Genomic DNA, 22,045 nt, shown 5'->3' on the forward strand with positions numbered 1-22,045 from the left:
GAACAGAGTCAAAACTAAGTTTAAGAATCAGATTTTGAGAGATGTTGGAGGGCATAATCAGCGATCGCTAAAGTAATTTTTACTTGTTCTATTTCTGATAAATTTGCCCAATCTCGATGTTCAAAATCTCTAATTATAGATATCAATGTTTGTGGTTCACTACTTCGCATTGCATAGGCAAAAGGACGAGCTAAAACTAACAGATCATCCATTTCCCAACTGGGTAGTAAAGCCTGGACACATTCCACTAATTTCTCACTAGCTGATTTTTCAAGAATAGAAACTTCAGCAGCTTTTTGAGCAATTGCCGTGAGTAAAACTTCAGGCATAACCGAAAAAGCATTTTGCAAAGCTGACTGAAGATAATTAACTGTATTTTTACTAATGTTGTTATTTTCAATAACAGAAACTTGATCCCAAATTATATCTAAGTTTTGATAAAAATTATCGGCGCTGGTGATTAGTTCTGCGTCGGTGAAATCCTGCAAACCAAATTGTAGTTCTAGATGCTGAAAATAAGCTTCTGACGATTCATCAGCCAAATTCCAGGGATAAGTAGCATCTTCAGGTTCTAGTAGTGCTTCTATAAATTCTAAATCCAGATTCGATGGGACAATATTCACAATATTTAAATCCTTAGGTTGGTTTTTCATGTTCTTTTCCCTATTAATTCATTGTTCTTGTTGACAGCTACAACCTGAAGAATTGGATTTCCGTAAAATCATGGAAATAAACATCATCACCTGTTGCCATCAATAAATTTTAATCCAGCAGGTTGCAGGTAAATCAAATTCAACGGTTTTCAATCCTGACTCTTACTGCATTCCTCTGTGATAAATTCCCAAATGTCACCTTGAGAACTGCCAAACATTAACTGCATTCCCGATGTTAAAGCCACTTCTTCCCGCAGGATTTGTTGCCAACCATTGGGGCTTAAATACCAGGTAGTCCCATAGGTAGAGAAATCCTGTAGGTAATAAGTAATCATTGATGTAGTTTCATTGAGAGTATGCCGACATAAAATTTCCGCGTGCCGTTTAGAAATGTAAAGTTCGGGGATCACAATATCATTATCTTTCGTGCGACCGATGCGGGTAACACCAGGACGTAATAACCAAGTTTTCTCCCCTGGTGACAGCGATGGCTTTGCCCGCCCTAGGCATCGCAAATAAGCTGTATTCACCGGGGTAGCTATGCCAGAAATTGCCGGATCTGGTAGTTCTGTCACTCCTTCATCTACGCCTTTAATCAGTTCTCCATCAAAATCAGGATGGAGGTAGAGAACTGGTAAAGTCCAAGCTGGTTGATTGAATTTATACAGTGTCAACAGTTCTTGTCTAGCTGCTGCTACCGCCTCATCAATTAATTTACGCGATCGCAAATTAGCAGCAAAAGTTTGAATAAAACTATAACTTTCTGCATCAGCAATTTGATCACGCATTCCTAACACCGCTGGCACACCATGACGAATTAACACTTCTGCCAAACTACTAGCAGGGATAGCTTGGTGATTAGTTGCTGCTGGTTGCGCTCCCCAACAGGCGTTAAAAACTCCCAATTTTATCCCTGTCCGCGTTAAGACTTGAGCTAATTCTATCCCATTAATTTTGAGTTCATTTCCTAAAAATAATGAGCCTCCATCTGGATCTGGTAGTCCATGCCCGGCATAAAAAAACACATTATAAACTTTAGTTTCTAACTCTTGAATTAACTCTGTCTTCGTCGGTTGCACCAATGTCTTTACTGTACAAGGTGCATAGCCAGCGGCAGTTTTGCCCACAGGACGACCTGCTAACAAGATTTTTTTCAGTAAAGATGCTTCCTGATCTAGTTGTAATTTATGATCATGTCCTAACACCAACAGAATATTTACAGCCCGGTCGGTTCGCAATTCTGGCAGAGGTTCAACTTCACGGATGGTGCGACTAAATAAAATATCCTGGGAAAGAGACATGGCTGATTGTCCGGCTTCTGGCTGCATAATTTCCCAAGGTAAGGCAATCAGATCAGGATCACGAATTTCTAACCGAAAGCGTAATTGAGTCTGTTGACCCATGGCCATCCCCCGACTCCGTTCCCAACTACTCAAAATCGCTCCATCAAATATCCATCGCCATAAATTGATGCCCAAGGATTGCATCAAACGACTACTATAGGGACTTGTATTTTGACCTTCAGCAGGTGAAATTACAGCTAAGGGTAAGCCATTAACTAATGGAGATGTTGAACCGGACGTAACATCTAATAGACTATGACCAGCAAACATTTGCTGCCAATCTCGCCAAACCTGATTAAGTTCAGCGGAGAAAACACAATCACGGAGAACATAACCACTGGGATATGGTGCTTGGACTACCCAAATGGCGAAGTGATCTGTGCCAGTATTCACTAGACGGGCGATCGCTATACTCGCCGAAGGCATTGCCAAATTCGGGCTGGACATGGATTGGTAGAAACTAAACGTTCAAAACACATATACAGATATTCTAGACAGAAGTAGCGAATTTAGTCATTAGTCAGTTGTCAGTTGTCAGTAGGGGCGAAGCATTTGGAAGATAAATTATCGGTCATTGCCAAAAATAGTTCTCCAAATGCTTCGCCCGTACAGTTGTTAGTTGTTAGTGGGAAAATTTATACCTGTCACCTATTGACAAGGACTAGGTTGATTTGATTGTAAAATAGAAATATCCTTCCCTAGATCTTGCAGTTCGGAAAAGTTAAGTTGGACTATTTGAGAAGTTTCTAAGGCAGGATTGGATTTTTCACAGAGGCGCAAACGCACTTCTGGATTATTTCCATTCTTAGGATTAGTTTTTTTCTCTATAACTTGGAAAAAACTTTCAGCGGAAAAAGGTTGGTTATTTAAAGTTATGGAACTATTAGCTTGAATCACCCAATTAGGAGAGAGATTATCTAAAGTTCTTTGTATAGTCGAAGGTGGAGGCTGACTGGAAAAAGGAGTCGGAGAAGAAATTATTATTGTTGGTGATTTGAGTTGAAGTTTAAACCAATATCCCAACAAACCAGATAATAACGTTAATCCCAAAATAACAAACAACTGTAATGGTATTTGGGAAAGTTTGATAGTTTTATTTTCGGAAATAACTTGAGTTTTTTGATTATTAATAAAACTCTCACCATTGTTTGGATCATCTGATGAATATAATTCTGTGTCAGCTAAAAGATGAGAAATATCCGCTGTAATTCTTATATCTGGTTCAGAGTATTTAACATTGTAATGTACTAAAGCAATGGTGACATTATCATGTCCGTTTTTAGTATTAGCAATTTCTATTAATCTTTGGGCAACATTTTCTATACTTGTTTTTCCAGAGAGGAGAGGCAATATTTCTGTTTCCCAAGATTCTTCTACTCGGTCAAAATCGCTCAAACCATCGGATGTGAGTAAAAAAACAGCATCTTCGTCAATAATAAAGCGTTGAGATGTGGGATGCAGTGAGGTACTTTTACTCATTCCCAAAGCCTGAACTAAGGAGCCAGAACCACTGTGTTGCAATGCTTCCCGGTAGAGAGCATAGCCCAAACGGACTTCACGGGACGCGACATCATCATCTAAAGTAACTTGATGACAACTATGGCGGGTAATCCAGTAGGCACGACTATCACCAACATGGGTAATATATATCTCATGGGCAATAGGCAAAGCCATGACAATAGTTGTTCCCATGCGTTGTCGTCCTTGACGATGTTCGCTATCATTACGCTGGCTGATTTTATCATTAGCGGTTGCCACTGCTCTTTCTAAATCAGAAAGTAGCATGGAAGGATCTATGTTGTCTTTGGGAACTGAAGTAAGTTCTTTTATTTGTTGCTGAATGGTTTCAATTGCTAGGTTAGAAGCCACATTACCGCCCTCATGTCCACCAATACCATCACAAACAACTGCTAGGGCGTTATGCTGGGGTGGTTTAGTGATCAAAGTGTCGGCGGCAGGGTAACAAGCATCTTCGTTGCGTGGGCGGCTGGGGCCTGAGTCTGTTTTAGTATAGATTTTAATGGTGGTTGTTTGAGATTTTTCTAATTGGCTCAATCCTTGATCTAAAACTTTGATTAATTGCTCAGATGAGTTAATGTCCCCCTGAATTAGAAATTCACATACTTGTTGAATAAATGGGGCAATATTTGGTTTGGCATTTTTGAGCAGTTTCAGCCAAAATTCTCCCAATTGGGATAATGTTGGGGGGGTTTCTCCATCAAAACGCAATTCCATTAAGCGAATTAGTACCCCTTCTACTCTTAATAGATAAGAGTCTAGAAGGCTAGATGCTACTCCTTCAATGGCTAGGGGCTGCCATAAATTAGCTAATTGCCACAGCCAATGAATTTGGCGGATTGATGAAGCTGCACTCCAAACAGTATCTAAACTGCTGCATAGATTTGCTTGAGTGATGGTTGCATCAGTTATTAATGGTGGTCTTTCTAATAGTAATATTTCTGTTTTGCTCTGCCCATTACCTAAATTGAGGATTCCATAAACTTGTGGTATATGGAGACGATAGGGAATTAATTTCAGGTAAGGTCTAATTTTCTCTAAATCATCTAACTCTGGTATTTGGGGCAATAACCCAGGTTTAATATCTAAAAGTATGGATTTATTAATAACTAAATAGCGATTGCTCCCATCGCCTAAAATAGATCCGGGATCACCAAAGTTGAAATCATTGCCCACAGCCCACAAATAACGCTTAGGTAAAGGAGTGGAACACTGCTGGCAAAATTTGTGGGTGAGGGGATTAGCAGATTGACAATATTCATTTGGGCAGCAGAGCGTTACCGCATCATTTTCCATAGTTTTCCCACCGATCAACAATTGGCATTTTTTTCCAGAGTATTTCGTGTCTTAGTTGCTACCGCGCATATTTTTGGCAACCCACAGGCTCATCATAACTTTTATTGTTGTGGGAATATGTAGCAATAGCAGAACTAATTCTCTACCTGTCATTAAAACTTGACATAGCTGGCGAATATAATTCGCCAAGGCTAGGTAGATATGTATTCCGGTTATTGATTATTACTTACGGCAATTTGGGGTAATCCCATACTGTAGTTAGTAACCCGACTGGAGAGATTATAGCTAATTTCGCCTTTTTGAAGAAGCGATCGCAAATAATGCTCTAAGTCTGAACCAATACGGCGTAAGTTATAATCTGTTAGATCCGCGCCACTAGACGCTTCTACCAATTGATCAAACTGGCGATAAACTTTTTGCAGAGCATCTTCGTTCCAGTTAAATTCGTTATCTGGATCAATATCTAGTGTCAAAACTTGATTACTCGGAATCAGTTCATCTTTGTCCATTTCCGCCGCAAAAATGCGAACATGGCGGGTTGTGGACTTGAGCAGCATCAGGTTATCCATAAATTTGGGTGTAAGAATTTAGCTGAATTACACTGCAATCATTTTAACTCCTATGTTTGAGCTTACAGCAAAAATGACGGCGAAAGTCTAAAATTAGGACAGATGGGCGCTGTCAGAAGCAGGACTGGTGTTTGGGCTGTGATTTTAAGTTCGGATCTCATTTACCCGGAATGTGCCATATTTTTCTAAATTGATTCCGTCTCATGTATGTAATAATTCACAAAAAATTTTCTGATTTTTTGACTGATTCTGATTTTTTCTGATGTAAATGTACTCATCTTGTAGTGACTTCACTAGATTTTCTTCCAGTTAGTCAATTTTCCTACAGTTATAAATTGCATTTATCAAAGGAGCATCTTCAGTACAAATGCTTAATTTTTCTCATCCGAGAAAAGTAAAAAAAATAATATTTCTTGACGTTTTTAACAAGTTGATGTAAAAACCTTTAACAAGGTCTAATCAGTTCTTTACAAAAACTTCATGGTATGACATCTCAAAAATTGAATAATAGTTTATGGCTCGGATATGCCATAAATAGGAAAGAAACACCAAAAAATAGTAGAATCTAACTAAAAAAAACAGGGGGAGTAAAATAAGATGCCAGTTTTATGGATGAGAAAAAATTCTGATCTTCAAAAACTTTGGATTCACAAAAGTACAAAGAAAGTATAAGAAATTTTTCTGAAGATTTAGAACCCTACCCAGCCCGGATGACCACTAACTAAAGGAATCCTCAAAACTATGAACTCCAAAGCATTACCACGCCAAATAAATAATCCAGAAGTAGGTGTTTATGAGTGTGAAATTCACCTCAAATTCCGCCTGATTGAGGAAAAGAGTCTATTAGGTGATCGTGAGCAACTGTTACAAGTATTACTAGAGGCTTTAACTGAAGGATCTGATGATTTTTTAGAAACCTTACAAGCATCTGTAAAAGCTCAGGAGATTTCGGAGTTTAAAGCCTCCCCACAAATGCGTCGCCAAATGATGCGTTTACGCAATTTCGCTGATACTATTCAATAGTTATTGGTGTAATTTTTGATAGTGACCAGTTTAATTCAGAGTTTTCAATATTGAGTTGGAAAAGTTAGCCTTTACCTGTTTTTCTTAATAATGAGTTCGCTTGTAAACGTAAAATTACGTCTACAATATTTGCGTCTCAATGCTGGCAAGCTAGGAAAATTACAAGTAAAAATGTCTGACATTGTGTTACTATCTCGGCAGCAAAATTATCCAGGTGCACTTTACCATTTTTTTACCAAGTAACTCTCATCATAAGTAGAGCAGTTTACTTTGCTAGACCATGTTCCAAAGCAAAACGAACCAACTCTGTGCGGCTATTAGTACCAGTTTTACTAAATAGACGACTCACATATTTTTCGACATTGCGGACGCTGGTTTCCAAGCGACGGGCAATTTCTTTATTCATTAATCCTTCTGCTACCAAATTTAAAACACTTTGCTCTCTAGGAGTCAAATCTATTTTAAACGGGGCTGGCGTTTGGGATATGGCACTCCGATGAGTTAATAGTATTCTAATTTGAGCGATTTGATTAGCCAAATCGGCAAGATTTGGAGTTTCGCTGTTTTCCCCGGTGGTGGGGGTTTGGGCGCTGCGACGCGCTAGTAAGTTTTCAACTATGGCGACTAATTCATCAGGATCGAATGGTTTCGGTAAATACGCATCAACACCTGCATGATAGCCTTGAATGCGATCGCCTGTCATCCCTTTAGCAGTTAAAAATACCACTGGTAGAGCCTGAAAACGGGGGTCATCCCGCATTTGCTTGAGGAATTGATAGCCATCTACCTGGGGCATCATAATATCAGAAATGACCAAATCAGCGGTGTTTGCTTGCATCCAGTCCCAACCTTCACGGGCATTACTGGCAGTTTGAACCCTAAAACCGCTTTCTTGTAAGTATTCTTTGACGGCTTCCCGCAATCCCGGTTCGTCATCTACCAGTAACAATTGTGCTGACATTGAAAATTCCTATTAGGTGTACCTTGATCTAATCTAGCGAAATTTGGTGAGTATTGACTACTAGGGCAGAGGAAATCCATTAATTCATCCGTCTTTATCTGCGTTTATCTGCGTTTATCTGCGGTCAATAATTCTTAAAATCTGATTCTATTCTCATCCTAACTTAGTATTATATATCGTATCAAAACCCAATGGTAAATTATTAAAAGTCAACAATAAATATGATTAAAGAAATAGGTAAAGTTTACCTTGTTGGTGCAGGTCCTGGAGATGTAGAATACTTAACCGTTAAAGCCTATCGGCTGTTAGCATCTGCTCAGGTGTTGGTGTACGATGCTTTAGTTGATAGTCAATTATTAGATTGTGTCCCTGTTGATTGCCTAAAAATAGATGTTGGTAAACGTGGAGGTAAACCCAGCACTTCCCAAAATGAAATCAACGATTTATTAGTAAAACATTGTTTAGAAAAGAAACAAGTTATTAGACTAAAATCGGGAGATCCTTTGATATTTGGACGCTGTATTTTAGAAATTGCAGCTTTAAAAAATGCAGGTTGTGAATTTGAAATCATTCCCGGAATTTCTTCCGCATTAGCTGCACCATTATTAGCTGGAATTCCGCTTACAGATAACGTTCTTAGTCGTTGTTTTGCAGTTTGTACAGCCCATGAACCAGAAACTTTAAACTGGGAAGCATTAGCAAGCTTAGAAACCTTAGTAATTTTAATGGGAGGAAAAAATTTACCAGAAATAATCCATCAACTGATAAAATATAGAAAACCTCATTCTACGCCGATTGCTATTATCCGTTGGGCTGGAACGCCTAGTCAAGAAGTCTGGACAGGAGAACTGGGAAATATCCTCCAACAAACCGTCGGCTTATCTCTCTCTCCCGCAGTTATAGTCATTGGTGAAGTTGTGCGATTACGCGATTACCTGTAAAAGATTTCCATTTGTAAAATTGTAGGTTGGGTAGAACGAAGTGAAACCCAACTAATTCTAGGAAATGTTGGGGTACAGGAAATGTTGGGTTTCCTTGCGTCAACCCAACCTACGGATATTTTTTTGCGCGAAACCAAAAATTATTAAGACAACAAATTTAATGTCAACCGTGAATTACAATCTTTCTCCTTTAACTGGGAAAACCATTTTAGTTACCCGTTCTGTGGGACAATCGCATCAATTTAGCGATCGCTTAACCTCCGCAGGTGCTAATGTGATAGAAATGCCAGCTTTAGAAATTGGACCCCCTAGCAGTTGGTCAGCTTTAGATCAGGCAATTTTGCATTTATCAACTTTTAATTGGCTAATTCTCACTTCTAGTAATGGTGTAGAATACTTTTTTGAGCGATTAGAAAAATCCGGTCAAGATAAAAATGCTTTATCAGGTGTGAAAATTGCCGTTGTTGGGGAAAAAACAGCCCAAAGTTTACAAAAACAAAATATCCAAGCTGATTTTATTCCTCCTAACTTTGTGGCTGATTCTTTGGTGGAAAACTTTCCCGAATCACTAACAGGTAAAAAGATATTATTTCCTAGAGTTGAAAGTGGTGGAAGAGAAGTATTAGTAAAGGAATTAACAGCCAAAGGTGCAGAAGTAATTGAAGTTCCCGCTTATGAATCTTGCTGTCCTCAAGGTATCCCTCCTGCGGCTGAATATGCTTTAGTTAATAATACTGTAGATATTATTACCTTTGCCAGTTCTAAAACAGTGCTATTTTTCTCGCAATTAACAGCGCATATATTTACCTACAATCCCGAAAATTTAGCCAGAGTTTGCATAGCTTCCATTGGTCCCCAAACTTCAAAAACCTGTCAAAGTGTATTTGGGAGAGTAGATATTGAAGCAGAAGAATATACTTTAGAAGGTTTAACAAATGCCATAATTAAATTTTCTAATAACCAATGACTAAGAATTTAATTGGTTTAACTGGTGGAATTGCGACGGGTAAAAGTACAGTTGCTAATTATTTAGCTGCAACTTACAATTTACCGATTTTAGATGCAGATATTTATGCGAGAGATGCAGTATCTGTCGGTTCTCCTATTTTGTCACAAATTGCCGAAAAATATGGTAGAGAAATCATATTAAGTGATGGTAATTTAAATAGATCCAAATTAGGAGAAATCATTTTTCATCAACCAGAAGAACGTTATTGGGTAGAAAGTGTAATTCATCCTTATGTGAGAAATTGTTTTGCTAAAGCTATTAATGAATCATCTGCAAATACTTTAATTTTGGTGATTCCGCTATTGTTTGAAGCTAATTTAGAAAATCTAGTTAATCAAATTTGGGTGGTATCTTGTTCTCCACAACAGCAACAACAGCGATTAATAGAACGCAATAATTTAACAGCGGAACAAGCAGCAGCCAGAATTAATAGTCAATTACCTATTGCGGAAAAAATCGCTCGTGCTGATGTAGTTTTAGATAATTCTGCTAATTTAGAATCACTTTTACAACAGATAGATAAAGTTTTGTTGCAAAATTCAACACTTTTAGAAATAAAATAATTGATATATTCTTGCTTATGGATTAATGGAATATCAATAATTTTGACGTTTGTGTGATAACATTAAATTAGACGCAAATTTAGTGTGGAGTAATTCTCATGATTAATTTAAGTCGAGATATTCAGTCACTCTCAACCTTTAAACGCAATACTAATGAACTGATTAGTCAGATGAAAGAAACTGGAAATCCTATAGTTTTAACAGTTAATGGAAAAGCAGAATTAGTGGTACAAGATGCTGTTGCTTATCAACAATTACTTGATACTTTGGAAAAGTTAGAAACTCTCATCGGTATAAAGAAAGGATTAGAAGATATAGCAACAGGTAATACACAATCTCTAAATCACTTTATTGAAGAAATGCAGAAAAATATGGAATTTCATGTTGAATTAACTTAGTTCTAATATCGATAGCATTATTCAATTGTCATTCAAAATGATCTCTATATTTTCACTGATTATCTTCTCTATAGATACAAAGTCATTTTCCATAAAATCCTCCCAAAAATCCAGAATTTCTTTTCTTATATCCTCAATATCCACATTTTTATAATTGCTTTTTCTTGAAATTTGCCGATTATAAATAGTTATTCTCTTTCCATTTATTTGCTTTCTTGTTGGTTTAAAAATTTTTGAATACTTTGGATTGTGTGCTAATTCAAATATATTATTGCGAAAATTTTTATTTTTGTTGTGGATTGGTCCAATTTGGAGTATAACTTTAACATCATCATAACGATAATCGAATTTAAAATAAATAGAATACTTAGGGAACTTATTTTCCCAGTCTCTAGGACCAAAGTCTATACTTCCTGTGTAATAATCTACAAATATTTTCTGAGAGTCAATATATGGTTTTAGTAATTCCTTTACTAATTTATCAATTTTATCAGATAATATTTTTGATTGTAAATCTGGAAGATGTTCAAATATTAAATCAAGAGCTTGCTTATGCTTAAAATAAATTTCGCGGCAAAGTTCTGCAATTTCTGAATCACTCACAATATATTTCCTAATTAATGTAGAATAATGTGTCATTAATGTGTAAATATCCGCACCAAGTGTAGATTTGTAACTTTTACAAATACTATCAATTATTTCTACTACTTGAGAATAGCTGTATATTATCCAATTGGCTTTAGATGGTGTACTTCCTTCGGGAGTTAAATAAATTAAAATTTTCCTATAATTTTTGTATTCAATATCAATAATGTTCTGATATCTTTCTAACTGGTTTGAATGTTCTCCCGAATCAATTTTATTTTCTATAGCACATATTAATTTATTACGCTGTGAATGGATAAGAATATCAATATTTTGCCACTCACGTCTAATCTCTGAGTCTGTTAAATCAGCTATATCTATATCAACAGGACTAATTTTTGCATTATTTGTATTTGTAGGGTTATCCGTTTCTAAAAGCACTCGCTTCAGAAATCGCTTGAGAAAAATATCATCAAGTCTATGATTTTGAGATGGATCTAAAAGAAATGCTAAAAAATTTGAATGTCTAATTTCTTGTCTGACTACACCAATAGCTTCAAAAATATTGAATTCAGCCAGTTTTGCTTCTAGTTCTTCTAAATCTTCATTGTCAACTATGAAACTTTCTAGTAATAGTAATTCTCGTTGTTTGTCTGAAATCAAATTTCACCCCACCCAAATGCTAAAATTTTACCTAAACAGAGATTTATATTATTTTATATCATCCGGTTGCTATTCTCCTGCAAGTAATAAAACTTCTGCATACAACTGTTCACGAATCCAGAAACCATTAGCAATCAAATCATCTAATATCGGTTTTACCAGTGGAATAAATCCTTGTTGTCTAGCAGCTAGTATAATACCTAAGAGTCCAGTAACCTGTAAACTAGACTTTATTGCTTCATTTATACCTTTTCGCTCATCAATAATCAGTCTATCAGCATTTAACTCAACAGCAAGAGCTATCGCTTCTGCTTCACCTGGATCTAAAATTGTTTGTAGAGTCTGAATTAGGACAACATTTGTAACTGGGATAACTTCAATCCAATCGAGAGTTTGAAGTGCTAGTGTACCTGGATCTGTACTACCACAAGCAAGAATTTCCTGATAGACTGCTTGTGGAATAATGACCTTACCATAAAGTTGCTGCAACAAAGTTAATTGTCCAATCGCAGCGAGGTTACTGATAGGTGATGTATTGCTAATAATAATCATCGCCAATTATTAGCTTTCAAACTCTTTACATCTTCCCTAAATTCAGCAATATCATAGTGAATGGGAATTTTTCGACTAGCAAGTAATCGTTGAAACTCAAGTTGATTAATACCTACAAAATGACTCGCTTGTCCTAAAGTAAACCGTTCTTGTTCAAAGAGCAAAATTGCTATTTCTTGAACTAATTCTTTGTCAGACATTTGAATGGTTTGCAAAACTTCATCTGTAATCACAATACTCATATCTCTATTCTCCTGCTGGAATTCAATTGGTTAAAATTCACCTTAAACAACGAATTGCTTCAATAGTCATACTTGAGCTACTAACATCGCATTGATGTGAGTGAAAACTCTATCTAACTCTCCAATAGCTTCCAATTCTATAACTTCTTCTGAAGTCAGTAAATCAGCTTTTTTTCTCTCCAAAAGTTCTTCCATTCGCTTCTGGAGTTCATCAGTAAATTTAAATAAATTGAATTTATCTACTTTTTCAACTTTAATCTCACCCAGTAAAGTTGAAGGTCTACTAATAGCTGGTATCATAGTTTAACTCCAGTATTGATCAGGAAAATCCAAACTCTTAAACTTTGCGTCTTTGCTCCTCAGCGTCTTTGCGCGAAAATAAATTCTCAACGCAAACAACGAATTGCTTCTAATAACCCTCTAGCTTTATTCAGAGTTTCTTCATATTCCTTTTCGGGGTCAGAATCAGCCACCAAACCTGCACCAGCTTGGACAGTTACCGTTTGATTATGTAATACCATAGTTCTGATAGCGATCGCACTATTCAATTGTCCTTCAAAATCATAATATCCATAGACACCTGAATACACACCTCGGCGACTTGGTTCTAACTCATTAATAATTTCCATCGCCCTGATTTTAGGCGCACCGCTAACTGTCCCAGCAGGAAAGCACGCTTTGAGTAAATCCCATGCAGTTTTACCCGGTGCTAACTTACCCACCACATTACTGACAATGTGCATCACATGAGAGTAGCGTTCAACGATCATTAATTCATCAACCTTCACACTACCACTGCTGCACACCCGCCCCAAATCATTGCGTCCTAAATCTACTAACATGACGTGTTCGGCGATTTCCTTGGGGTCTTGAAGTAAATCAGCGGCTAAAGCTGCATCTTCCTTTGTTGTCTTCCCTCTGGGTCGAGTTCCCGCAATGGGACGGACTGTGGCGATAATTTCCCCTTCATCATTGCATTCGGCTTTGACCATGACTTCGGGGCTAGAACCGATAATTTGCCAGTCTTGGAAGTTAAAATAAGCCATGTAAGGCGAAGGATTGATTTGCCGCAGAGAACGATATAATGCGAAGGGATTACCTGTATATTCTGTGGATAAGCGTTGTGAGATGACAACTTGGAAAATATCACCAGCTTTAATATGTGCTTTGGCTTTTTCCACACTGGCGCAAAATTCTGTCTGGGTAAAGTTGCTGGTATAGTCCTCTATGCCCGCTTTAGGCTTGTTTCCAGGGGCTGTCCAAGATATTCTGGTGTTTTCTGGTGATAGGGGCAAAGATAGCTTCCTGACCATTTCCTGAATGCGATCGCTCGCCTTTTGATATGCTACCTCTAAACCTGCTGGATCACGTAAATCTGCGTAGGCGATCGCCCAAATTTTCCGTTTTACCTGGTCAAAAATCAATAATTGGTCTACCTGCATCCATAATCCATCGGGGATATTGCGCTCATCTTGGGCATGAATTGGTACACGCGGTTCAATCCAATTTATTAATTCATAACCCCAAAACCCAAATAAACCACCAATTCCTGAAGGTAATTCTGGTAATTTTACTGGGTGATAAGGTGCTAAACATTCAGATAAAACTGTAAACGGATCACCTATAAAAACCTGTTGATCACCATTTCGATGGGTTTGGGTTGTTTTATCACCCCTAGCTTCCAAAATCCACAAAGGATCACAACCTAAGAAACTATAACGCCCTACAGTTTCCCCACCTTCCACCGATTCCAGCAAAAAGCTGTAAGGTTGATCTGCACAAACTTTATACCAAGCGGATACAGGTGTATCTAAGTCGGCTATCCATTCCTGATACACTGGCACGAAATTACCTTGGACAGCAAGCTTTTGAAACTGGTCGAAATCGGGGAAAATCATAAATAATTAAAAATTAACAACGAGCTTTTAGTCATGGGTAAGGGGGCAAAATTTTTCTTTTTTCCCTATTACCCATTACCCACTACATAACGATTAGTTGACAACGGCGTAAATCAACCAACAATTAAAAATCACACAAAAAGCTAGTTATTTCTGCTTTTTTAATTTTTAATTGTTAATTTTTAATTCCGCCCTGCGGTACTAAGCGTCGTGAGTAGCTTTACCGCTGAATTTGATTTGTGCAGGGTTGGGGTTTTGACCGATTCTGCGGGGTACGTGACGCACCATAGAACGTCCAGCATTTACTTTTTCAGGGAAAACGCCATCAGCAGGGTGAATCATGGTAGTTTCGCCGCCGGGGAGAATGCGGTAAACTTTGTAATCGGTGATTTTGAATTTGCGAAGCTGCGCGCCTAAAGCAATACCGTACTCTTTGCGAGCAATGTAAAGTAGGTTTTCGCCTTTTACCATTTTAGCAGCGCCACCTGTGGGCATTTCAAAGACTTGCTCTTTAGGGCTAGTCCAGGTGATAGCGTACTTTTCTTCTACATCAGCTTTTGTGAGTAATCCGCCAGTGCTGCCACCAAAGATTGGGGTTTTTCCAGTCAAAGTTGCCATAAACTGTCTCTTGTAGGTTTTTACGGCATACTAACATTGGAACTCGACTTATGTTGCGATCGCGTTATAGACTGTAACAGTTTTTAGTAATTAGTTGGTGGTTAGTTGTCAGTTGTCAGTAGGGGCGAAGCATTTGGAAGATAAATTATCGGTCATTGCCAAAAATAGTTCTCCAAATGCTTCGCCCGTACAGTGGTTAGTTGTTAATTATTTTCCTGGCTGCCTTGGACGATGGGAATTGTAAAATGAAATTGACTGCCTTGATCTTTACCTGTGGATTCTGCCCAAATTTTTCCGTCCCAGCCGTTGACAATTTGGCGACAAATTGCTAAACCCAATCCAGTACCGCCGGTTGTTCGCCGTAATGCCCCTTCTTCCTGGTAGAAGCGGTCAAAAACGATTTCTAGGCGATTGGGTTCAATTCCCCTGCCTGTGTCCGCTACGGTGACTTCTAGCATCTCCTGACCATTGCTAATGGCTTTAATAATAATTTGCCCAGAAGAGGGAGTAAATTTACAAGCATTATCGACAAGTTTGGCGATTACCTCCACCAACCAATCACCGTCAGCCCTGACTAAAGGTAAGCTTGTGGAAATTTGAGTTTTGATTTTTGGGATCTTTTCTTGACTGGAGCGCGTCCGTAAGCGACTGAGGGATAAATCTACACATTCTTGGATGGTTAATGATTCAGGATGCCATTCTACCCGACCACTTTCTAAGTTAGAAAGGGTTAAAAAGTCTTGTACGAGTTTCCGCATTCTTTCGGAGTCTGCAAGGGCTGTACTCAACATTATTTGTTGCAATTCCCAAGGCATATCCGGTTCTGTAGCCAGGCTTTCTAAACAAACTTGAATGGTGGATAATGGAGTGCGGAGTTCATGACCGGTAATGGCAATTAAGTTACTGCGGGTGCGGTCTAAGGCTTCTAGTTGTTGGTTGAGTTCTTCTAAATTGGCAAAAGATTCGGCTTGAATCAGAGCTGCACCAATTTGAGTAGCGATCGCCTTCACTAAGTCTAACTCCCCTGGTTGCCATTCATGGGGAGGAAAATGGCAATCGTGTAACTCCACAATTCCCAATAGTCGCCCTTGATATAATACGGGTTCGATTAACCAAGAACGCACGCTAAACTTCTTCACAATTGACGATAAGGCTGTTGATTTCTTTATTTTGGAGTCCCCCACGGTATCAGCTACACATACTCCCTCCTGTTGTCGTAGCACCTGCTGAAACAGGGGATTATTTTGTAACTCCCAACTTTGCCCTAGTACAGATGTAACATTAGAGTTCAAAAATTCATGTTCGATTATAGCTTTGGCATCTGTAGCTTGGGCGCGATAAATTAGACAACGACAGGCTTCTAAATGTTGTCCCAACTCCTGAGCCGCAACTTGGAGAATTTCTCGTGGATCAAGCGATCGCCTAATTGCTGTACTAATGGAATTTACCAACCGTTCTTTCCTTGCTTGAGCCGCAATCGCACGGTAAGCTTTATGCAGCTTATACTGACTAGCTTGCAGATATGTCACCAACCTCTGCACAAAAGGATCGGTATCAATATAATCTACATATTTATGATTGAAATTAACTTTTAACTCGTTTGTTGATTCCTTAATATTTAACCGCTGCTTCACTTCATCAACTTTATCCGCTAAATCTGGCCGATAAATCTCAATTCTATCTAATAACAATTGAGCGGCTTTTAAGCATACCCCTTTTTCCGATGTCCAAATCCCCTCAAATCTTCGCGCTGTATCCATATCCAAACTAGGAATCATCTCTGGGATACATTGATTTTTGGCCAGAGAACCCAGGCTTTCTCGACAGATTAAGCAAGTAGCATAGTTGTCAGCAATTACTAGCAAATGCCATTCTTGCGCTAAAGCATCATCAGGCTCAAAAGCGACCTTTTCATAATATTCTGAGCTATTAGCAAACTCTGTCTCTGGTGCAGATAATACATATATTTGATTACTTTTTTCTGCAAGTCGCTGATAACGATGAGCTTCTTGCCGGTAAAATCGCTCTTGCTGGAAACTAGCAATGATCAAAGGACTGTCTAAATTGGCTGCTAAAACCTGATCTTCCATTGCATGGGAGAGAGCGGTTAGTGAAGCCTTAAAATATAACTGAGGTCGCAGATGGGGGAGTGAGTTTAGTAAATCACTCAGCACGGAAGTGGAAATACTCATTAGTCATTAGTCATTAGTCAGTGGTCAGTGGTCATTAAACACATATTACCTATGATCTATTACCCTTATCTATTACCAGTCGCAAGAACATTTATCTATTTTTTTTAACCTCAATATAGGTTTGTTCGTACCTAATGTAGTCGGGGCAATGTATAAGCTTAACGAATTTGCTTGCATAATTTGGCATTTTGGAAATTCATATCCTTATTTTAGATTAGCCTAAAAAGACTGTTTATATTTGTCTTCGGTAAATCTAGGAATCTAGTTTTTGGTAAAATTGCCAAAAATATTAAATTTTAGTTAAAAATCACAAAATAGTCCCAATATAGGCTATTTAACTCTATAGCCTGTAATTATTGCCCAAAAAATTCTGTAAGTGTTTATCACTGAGATGAAATTTCCATCAATGCTAAAATTAGTCTCTGGCTTTATTTACAAAAGTTAATTTATTCAGGTCATCCCCATAATTCCTCCAGGTTAAGAAAATGACAGATGCTCATATTCCCCAACTCGATAATTGTAGTTCCACAACCCTACTCAAATATTTTGAAAATTCCTCGGAACTGGAAGAAACCTTAATGAAGAGTTTGGTTAAAGAAGAAACATTTTATCTAAATCCCGATCCTTTAAGAAATAAATTAATTTTCTATCTTGGACATTCGGCTGTTTTTTATATTAACAAATTAATTCAGGTGGGATTAATAAAAAATCGGATTAATCCCCAATATGAAACCTTATTTGAAATAGGAGTTGATCCAGAAACACCAGCAGAACTAGAGGTAGCCATTCAAGGAGTCAACTGGCCTAATATCAAAAAAGTTTGGGAATATCGAAACAAAGCCAGAGCAGAAATTACCACAATCATTAATAAGACTCCTTTAGATTTACCCATTCATCAACAGCATCCTATTTGGGCTTTATTAATGGGAATAGAACATAGTCGTATTCATGTCGAAACCTCTTCCATGCTGCTGCGTCAATTACCCGTTGAGAACTTAAAACGTCCCCAAGGATGGAATTATGCACCTACTAATGGAGAAATTCCGCATCATCAAATGCGAGAAGTTCCTGGTGGTGTAGTAAAATTAGGAAAACGCCAAGATGATTTAACTTTTGGTTGGGATAGTGAATATGGTCATTTAGAAGTTGAAGTAAAACCATTTTTAGCAAGTCAATATCTCATTACCAATGGAGAATTTTTAGAGTTTGTTCAAGACGGTGGTTATAATAATGTAAATTATTGGCATACTGAATCTTGGGCATGGAAACAACTCTACAATATCCAATATCCCAAATTCTGGATACACCAAGAAAATAACTATCGCTATCGTGCTACATTTGATGAACTAGATTTACCTTTAGATTGGCCTGTAGAAGTTAACCATTATGAAGCCATGGCATTTTGTCGGTGGAAAGGTAAAAATACTCGGTTAATGACAGAAGCAGAATGGCATCAAGCCTTAAAAATATCAGCAGATTCCAGTTTAGCAAATAACTATAATCTTAACTTACAATTTATTTCTCCCACGCCTGTGGGAATGTTTTCAGAAAATCATCAATCTGGACTTTCTGACCTACGGGGTAATGTCTGGGAATGGTTAGGGGAAACATTCAAACCCTTACCAGGATTTAAAACTCACCATCTTTATGAAGATCAATCTGCACCCTTTTTTGATGATAAACATTTTATGATGTTGGGTGGTTCTTGGGCAACGAATGGTACAATGGCTTTACCTTGTTATCGTAACTGGTTTCGTCCTTATTTTTATCAGCACGTCGGTTTTAGAGTTGCTGAAAGTTTGGATTAATAAAATCGAGATCTCCGACTTCTTTTTTTATTTTGTGAATAAATTATCAATTGATATCAGAAGTCGGGGATCTTATAATCACTCTAGAGGATTTAGAAAATGATTGCACAGCCTTTAACAGTTTTAGATCATCATTATCAAGAGTTAAGTATTGATGGCAAGGATGTTATTAAGGGGTTAACTGAAAAACTGAAAAGTTTACCTCCCAAATATTTTTATGATGATCCTGGTTCTCAATTATTTGAAAAAATTTGTGAGTTACCAGAATATTATCCGACTCGCACAGAAGCCTGGATTTTAGAACAATATGCTGATGAAATTGCCGCAATTACAAATTGTTGTGAGTTGATAGAATTAGGTAGTGGTAGTTCTACGAAAACTCAAGCTTTATTAACGGCTTATCAAAAAATTGCTAATTCTTGTAGATATCTTCCTATTGATGTTAGTGGGGGTATTCTGAAAACTAGTGTTTTACAGTTACAAGAAAAGTATCCTGATATTGCTATTCATGGGTTATTAGGAACTTATGAACAAGCTTTGGTTCATCTAGAATCGAATTATTTACAATCACGGATGTTGTTTTTTCTGGGAAGTTCGTTAGGGAATTTTAATCAGGAAGAATGTGATATTTTCTTAAATCAAGTTTCTCGAACCTTACAACCAGGAGATTACTTTCTGCTAGGGATTGATTTACAAAAGCCCCTGGATATTTTAGAAGCTGCTTATAATGATAGTCAGGAAGTGACTGCTGCTTTTAATTTAAATATGCTTTCTCATTTAAATTGGCGGTTTCAAGGTAACTTTGATATCAGTTTGTTTAAACATCAAGCGGTTTATAATCAAGTTGATCATCAAATTGAAATGTATTTACATTGCCAAAAAAGCCATTGGGTATCTTTAGAACTTTTGGATTTAAAGGTTAACTTTGAAGCAGGAGAAAGTATCCTTACAGAAATTTCTCGTAAGTTTAATTTAGCAACAATGGAAAAAAACTTGTCAGATAAAGGATTGAAAACTGTGAAAACTTGGACAGATGAAAAAGAGTGGTTTGGGTTGATTCTTTGTCAAGTTGTATAAGTTTTATGTCAGCATTCAGGATTTAAAAATCAGGATGAAAAATACTTATACTTGTAAAATGCTGAATGCTGATAATTGTAATTATTCAACTAGATAAAATCAATTAAATGTTTATTTAAGGAACTTAGAGGTAATAAAAATGCAAAAATTATTGAATTTCTGTTTTGAGATGGAATTTTATCTCAAAATTGCCATTAGTTGTACAATTGCTCAACAGTTATTTTTTTTGCTGTTAAATAAGCTCAAACTAAATTTTATTACCCAAGCATTATTATACTGGTTGGTTGGAACTATCTCATTTTATGCTATTGGTATTTTTATTGAAAAATTAATCAAAAGTAACGATTTTTTTCATGATAAACTAACTGTAAGAGTCAAAAAAGTGAAAAAACAATTATTTCCTAATTTCACTTTAAAAGGTATCATTACAGGAGAAATAAAAGCTCTAATTACCGCATTAATTATTATATATTTAGCTCCAGAAGTTCATAGAGGTAATAGTTTACTTTTAAATTTGGGATGGTTTTTGATGAGAATAGTTACTGCTGATTTCTGTTTTTATATAGCCCATAGATTATTTCATACAAAATCATTTCTCAAAATTCATCTTAAACATCATGAATTCCAAGATACATCAAGTTTTGTCGCTGGACATAAAAGCCTTATAGAATATATTATTGTTACAATAACGGATGTTTTACCTATTTTTATCTTTGGGTATGACATCACTCAACTTTGTGCATGGACTTTAATAGGTAACATTTATAATTTAGAAGGTCATAGTTCTTTATCAATATTTTTTATTCCTTCAGATTTTCATGATTTGCATCATACTGGTTTTAATGGTAATTATGGTATTCATGGTTTTTGGGATAGGGTATTTAATACACTTAATCCTATTAATAAAAAAACGGGAATTATGTTTCCTGTGAGTTCAATTGAATCTAAAATTAATAGCATTTTTGGTGAATTAAATACTAGAAAGTCGGTAAATATGTGATATAATGACGTAATTATAATCATCAAAATCATCCATTAAATAATCATGAGACCAAATCCTATCCCCCCACAACCAGGTCAAGAATCAGTTTGGGACTATCCCCGTCCGGCAATTTTAGAAGATACTAACAAACATCTCAAGATAATTGTTAATGGGATTGTTTTGGCTCAAACACATCAAGCTAAAAGAGTCTTAGAAACAAGTCATCCTCCGGGTTATTATATTCCGGCTGAAGATATTCAGTTAGAACATTTAATAGAGACACCTAGAAAAACTTGGTGTGAATGGAAAGGTTGGTGTCAATATTATGATATTTCCGTAGGAGATAAATACATAAATAATGGTGCTTGGCGATATATTCAACCTAGTCCTAATTTTGAATCAATTCAAGAATATTACAGTTTTTATGCCAGTTTAATGGATGCTTGCTATGTGAATGATGAATTAGTTAAAGCCCAAACAGGTGATTTTTACGGAGGGTGGATTACTTCTGATATTGTTGGACCATTTAAAGGTGAACCAGGAACTATGTGGTGGTAAATAAGGAAAATTTCAGTTATCAAAATTGATAGTTTGACAATTTATAAACATCATCTAGAAATTATCTATAGTGCAGATAAATTCAAATTCTCAACTAAGATTTTCTATCATGATGTTTCTTTTTCTATTTATCTGCGGTTAATTATTTCTTTGGTGTACCTCACTTGGATGAGAATCGCTATATTATTGGTTGTGATATAATAGTATTTATAGACCGAAACCCAATCATCTGAAACCAAAGGAATGATTTAAACAATGAACAAATCACAGCTTAATTTGATATTACAAGAAGTTAAACAAGCTTTGCAAAAACTTTATCAAAACCAACTGGAAGCAATTATTTTATATGGTTCTCAAGCGAGGGAAGACGCTAAAGAATTTTCTGATATTGATATTCTGGTTGTTCTGAAATCAGAGATTAACCCCTATCATGAAATTGATAAAACCAGTCAAATAATCTCAACCATTTGTCTAAACAACGATGTTGTTATTTCTCGTCACTTTATCTCTTCAGCAAAGTTTGAAAATGAAAATACTCCCTTTAACTATAATGTCAAAAAAGAAGGTATTTTTCTATGATATCGGAGGAGAAAAAA

At 36.7% G+C, this 22,045-nt stretch carries 22 protein-coding genes and 1 pseudogene; 11 read left to right on the forward strand and 12 right to left on the reverse strand.

Annotated elements, in window-relative coordinates:
- Nucleotides 1-20 precede the first annotated feature (20 nt).
- Nucleotides 21-653, reverse strand: a complete 633-nt coding sequence (locus tag BMF77_RS21840; protein ID WP_148765809.1) for a hypothetical protein — start codon at nucleotides 651-653, stop codon at nucleotides 21-23.
- Between the two features lie 149 nt (nucleotides 654-802).
- Nucleotides 803-2,422: a CHAT domain-containing protein gene (locus BMF77_RS21845; RefSeq protein ID WP_148767156.1), complete on the reverse strand. Its 1,620-nt coding sequence runs from the start codon at nucleotides 2,420-2,422 to the stop codon at nucleotides 803-805.
- Between the two features lie 105 nt (nucleotides 2,423-2,527).
- Between BMF77_RS21845 and BMF77_RS26970 the strand changes: the two genes are divergently transcribed.
- Nucleotides 2,528-2,671, forward strand: a complete 144-nt coding sequence (locus tag BMF77_RS26970) for a hypothetical protein (protein ID WP_168204476.1) — start codon at nucleotides 2,528-2,530, stop codon at nucleotides 2,669-2,671.
- Here BMF77_RS26970 and BMF77_RS21850 read toward each other — a convergent pair.
- Together BMF77_RS21850 and BMF77_RS21855 are read right to left on the reverse strand one after the other, a co-directional pair.
- Entirely contained in the window at nucleotides 2,645-4,810 is a 2,166-nt protein-coding gene (locus tag BMF77_RS21850) for a PP2C family serine/threonine-protein phosphatase (protein WP_148765811.1), read from the reverse strand. The two genes, BMF77_RS26970 and BMF77_RS21850, sit on opposite strands and share 27 nt — an antisense overlap.
- A gap of 212 nt (nucleotides 4,811-5,022) precedes the next feature.
- Nucleotides 5,023-5,379 (reverse strand): NAD(P)H-quinone oxidoreductase subunit M, encoded by a 357-nt coding sequence (locus BMF77_RS21855; protein WP_041457849.1) that lies wholly within the window; start codon nucleotides 5,377-5,379, stop codon nucleotides 5,023-5,025.
- Between the two features lie 741 nt (nucleotides 5,380-6,120).
- On the opposite strand from BMF77_RS21855, the gene BMF77_RS21860 reads away from it, so the two are divergent.
- The gene (locus tag BMF77_RS21860) at nucleotides 6,121-6,402 is read left to right on the forward strand and encodes an Npun_R1517 family heterocyst differentiation transcriptional regulator (protein ID WP_041458318.1); all 282 of its coding nucleotides are present in this window, start codon (nucleotides 6,121-6,123) and stop codon (nucleotides 6,400-6,402) included.
- Nucleotides 6,403-6,667: 265 nt separating this feature from the next.
- Here BMF77_RS21860 and BMF77_RS21865 read toward each other — a convergent pair whose 3' ends face one another.
- Nucleotides 6,668-7,363, reverse strand: coding sequence for a response regulator transcription factor (locus BMF77_RS21865; protein WP_148765813.1), 696 nt, complete (start codon nucleotides 7,361-7,363; stop codon nucleotides 6,668-6,670).
- Between the two features lie 221 nt (nucleotides 7,364-7,584).
- On the opposite strand from BMF77_RS21865, the pseudogene cobA reads away from it, so the two are divergent.
- The 3 genes and pseudogenes from cobA to BMF77_RS21885 all read left to right on the forward strand — a co-directional run bounded on the left by cobA (nucleotide 7,585) and on the right by BMF77_RS21885 (nucleotide 10,274).
- Nucleotides 7,585-9,271 (forward strand): annotated as a pseudogene (gene cobA, locus BMF77_RS29085) (uroporphyrinogen-III C-methyltransferase).
- Nucleotides 9,268-9,876: a dephospho-CoA kinase gene (coaE, locus tag BMF77_RS21880; RefSeq protein ID WP_148765817.1), complete on the forward strand. Its 609-nt coding sequence runs from the start codon at nucleotides 9,268-9,270 to the stop codon at nucleotides 9,874-9,876. Before cobA ends, coaE begins: the two are co-directional and overlap by 4 nt.
- 98 nt (nucleotides 9,877-9,974) lie before the next feature.
- Nucleotides 9,975-10,274, forward strand: coding sequence for a type II toxin-antitoxin system Phd/YefM family antitoxin (locus BMF77_RS21885; protein ID WP_148765819.1), 300 nt, complete (start codon nucleotides 9,975-9,977; stop codon nucleotides 10,272-10,274).
- Between the two features lie 21 nt (nucleotides 10,275-10,295).
- On the opposite strand, the gene BMF77_RS21890 is transcribed toward BMF77_RS21885, so the two are convergent.
- From BMF77_RS21890 to BMF77_RS21915, 6 genes are all read right to left on the reverse strand, one after another.
- Entirely contained in the window at nucleotides 10,296-11,522 is a 1,227-nt protein-coding gene (locus BMF77_RS21890) for a PD-(D/E)XK nuclease family protein (protein ID WP_148765821.1), read from the reverse strand.
- Nucleotides 11,523-11,591: 69 nt separating this feature from the next.
- Nucleotides 11,592-12,074 (reverse strand): DUF3368 domain-containing protein, encoded by a 483-nt coding sequence (locus tag BMF77_RS21895; RefSeq protein ID WP_148765823.1) that lies wholly within the window; start codon nucleotides 12,072-12,074, stop codon nucleotides 11,592-11,594.
- Nucleotides 12,071-12,316 (reverse strand): UPF0175 family protein, encoded by a 246-nt coding sequence (locus tag BMF77_RS21900; RefSeq protein ID WP_148765825.1) that lies wholly within the window; start codon nucleotides 12,314-12,316, stop codon nucleotides 12,071-12,073. The genes BMF77_RS21895 and BMF77_RS21900 overlap by 4 nt, the downstream gene beginning before the upstream one ends.
- Nucleotides 12,317-12,382: 66 nt before the next feature.
- The gene (locus BMF77_RS21905; RefSeq protein ID WP_148765827.1) at nucleotides 12,383-12,616 is read right to left on the reverse strand and encodes a hypothetical protein; all 234 of its coding nucleotides are present in this window, start codon (nucleotides 12,614-12,616) and stop codon (nucleotides 12,383-12,385) included.
- Nucleotides 12,617-12,702: 86 nt separating this feature from the next.
- A complete protein-coding gene (trpE, locus tag BMF77_RS21910) occupies nucleotides 12,703-14,214 on the reverse strand; it encodes an anthranilate synthase component I (protein WP_148765829.1) in 1,512 nt (503 codons plus the stop codon).
- Between the two features lie 201 nt (nucleotides 14,215-14,415).
- Complete coding sequence (locus BMF77_RS21915; protein WP_015079642.1) at nucleotides 14,416-14,832, reverse strand: photosystem I reaction center subunit II PsaD; 417 nt, start codon at nucleotides 14,830-14,832, stop codon at nucleotides 14,416-14,418.
- A 112-nt stretch (nucleotides 14,833-14,944) separates the two neighbouring features.
- Here BMF77_RS21915 and BMF77_RS28775 point away from each other — a divergent pair, with 112 nt between their 5' ends.
- A complete protein-coding gene (locus tag BMF77_RS28775; protein WP_256370322.1) occupies nucleotides 14,945-15,076 on the forward strand; it encodes a hypothetical protein in 132 nt (43 codons plus the stop codon).
- On the opposite strand, the gene BMF77_RS21920 is transcribed toward BMF77_RS28775, so the two are convergent.
- Nucleotides 15,036-17,024 (reverse strand): DICT sensory domain-containing protein, encoded by a 1,989-nt coding sequence (locus tag BMF77_RS21920; RefSeq protein ID WP_148765831.1) that lies wholly within the window; start codon nucleotides 17,022-17,024, stop codon nucleotides 15,036-15,038. The genes BMF77_RS28775 and BMF77_RS21920 overlap by 41 nt on opposite strands.
- Nucleotides 17,025-17,509: 485 nt before the next feature.
- Between BMF77_RS21920 and ovoA the strand changes: the two genes are divergently transcribed.
- The 5 genes from ovoA (at nucleotide 17,510) to BMF77_RS21945 (ending at nucleotide 22,028) form a co-directional block, all read left to right on the forward strand.
- Entirely contained in the window at nucleotides 17,510-18,832 is a 1,323-nt protein-coding gene (gene ovoA / locus BMF77_RS21925; RefSeq protein ID WP_148765833.1) for a 5-histidylcysteine sulfoxide synthase, read from the forward strand.
- A gap of 99 nt (nucleotides 18,833-18,931) precedes the next feature.
- Nucleotides 18,932-19,909 (forward strand): L-histidine N(alpha)-methyltransferase, encoded by a 978-nt coding sequence (gene egtD / locus BMF77_RS21930; protein ID WP_148765835.1) that lies wholly within the window; start codon nucleotides 18,932-18,934, stop codon nucleotides 19,907-19,909.
- A 139-nt stretch (nucleotides 19,910-20,048) separates the two neighbouring features.
- A complete protein-coding gene (locus BMF77_RS21935; protein WP_148765837.1) occupies nucleotides 20,049-20,909 on the forward strand; it encodes a sterol desaturase family protein in 861 nt (286 codons plus the stop codon).
- A 45-nt stretch (nucleotides 20,910-20,954) separates the two neighbouring features.
- Nucleotides 20,955-21,449, forward strand: a complete 495-nt coding sequence (locus tag BMF77_RS21940; RefSeq protein ID WP_148765839.1) for a DUF427 domain-containing protein — start codon at nucleotides 20,955-20,957, stop codon at nucleotides 21,447-21,449.
- A gap of 255 nt (nucleotides 21,450-21,704) precedes the next feature.
- A complete protein-coding gene (locus tag BMF77_RS21945; RefSeq protein WP_015079636.1) occupies nucleotides 21,705-22,028 on the forward strand; it encodes a nucleotidyltransferase domain-containing protein in 324 nt (107 codons plus the stop codon).
- Nucleotides 22,029-22,045: the final 17 nt, after the last annotated feature.

The sequence above is a fragment of the Dolichospermum sp. UHCC 0315A genome, assembly GCF_008121535.1.
Lineage (GTDB): Bacteria > Cyanobacteriota > Cyanobacteriia > Cyanobacteriales > Nostocaceae > Dolichospermum > Dolichospermum lemmermannii.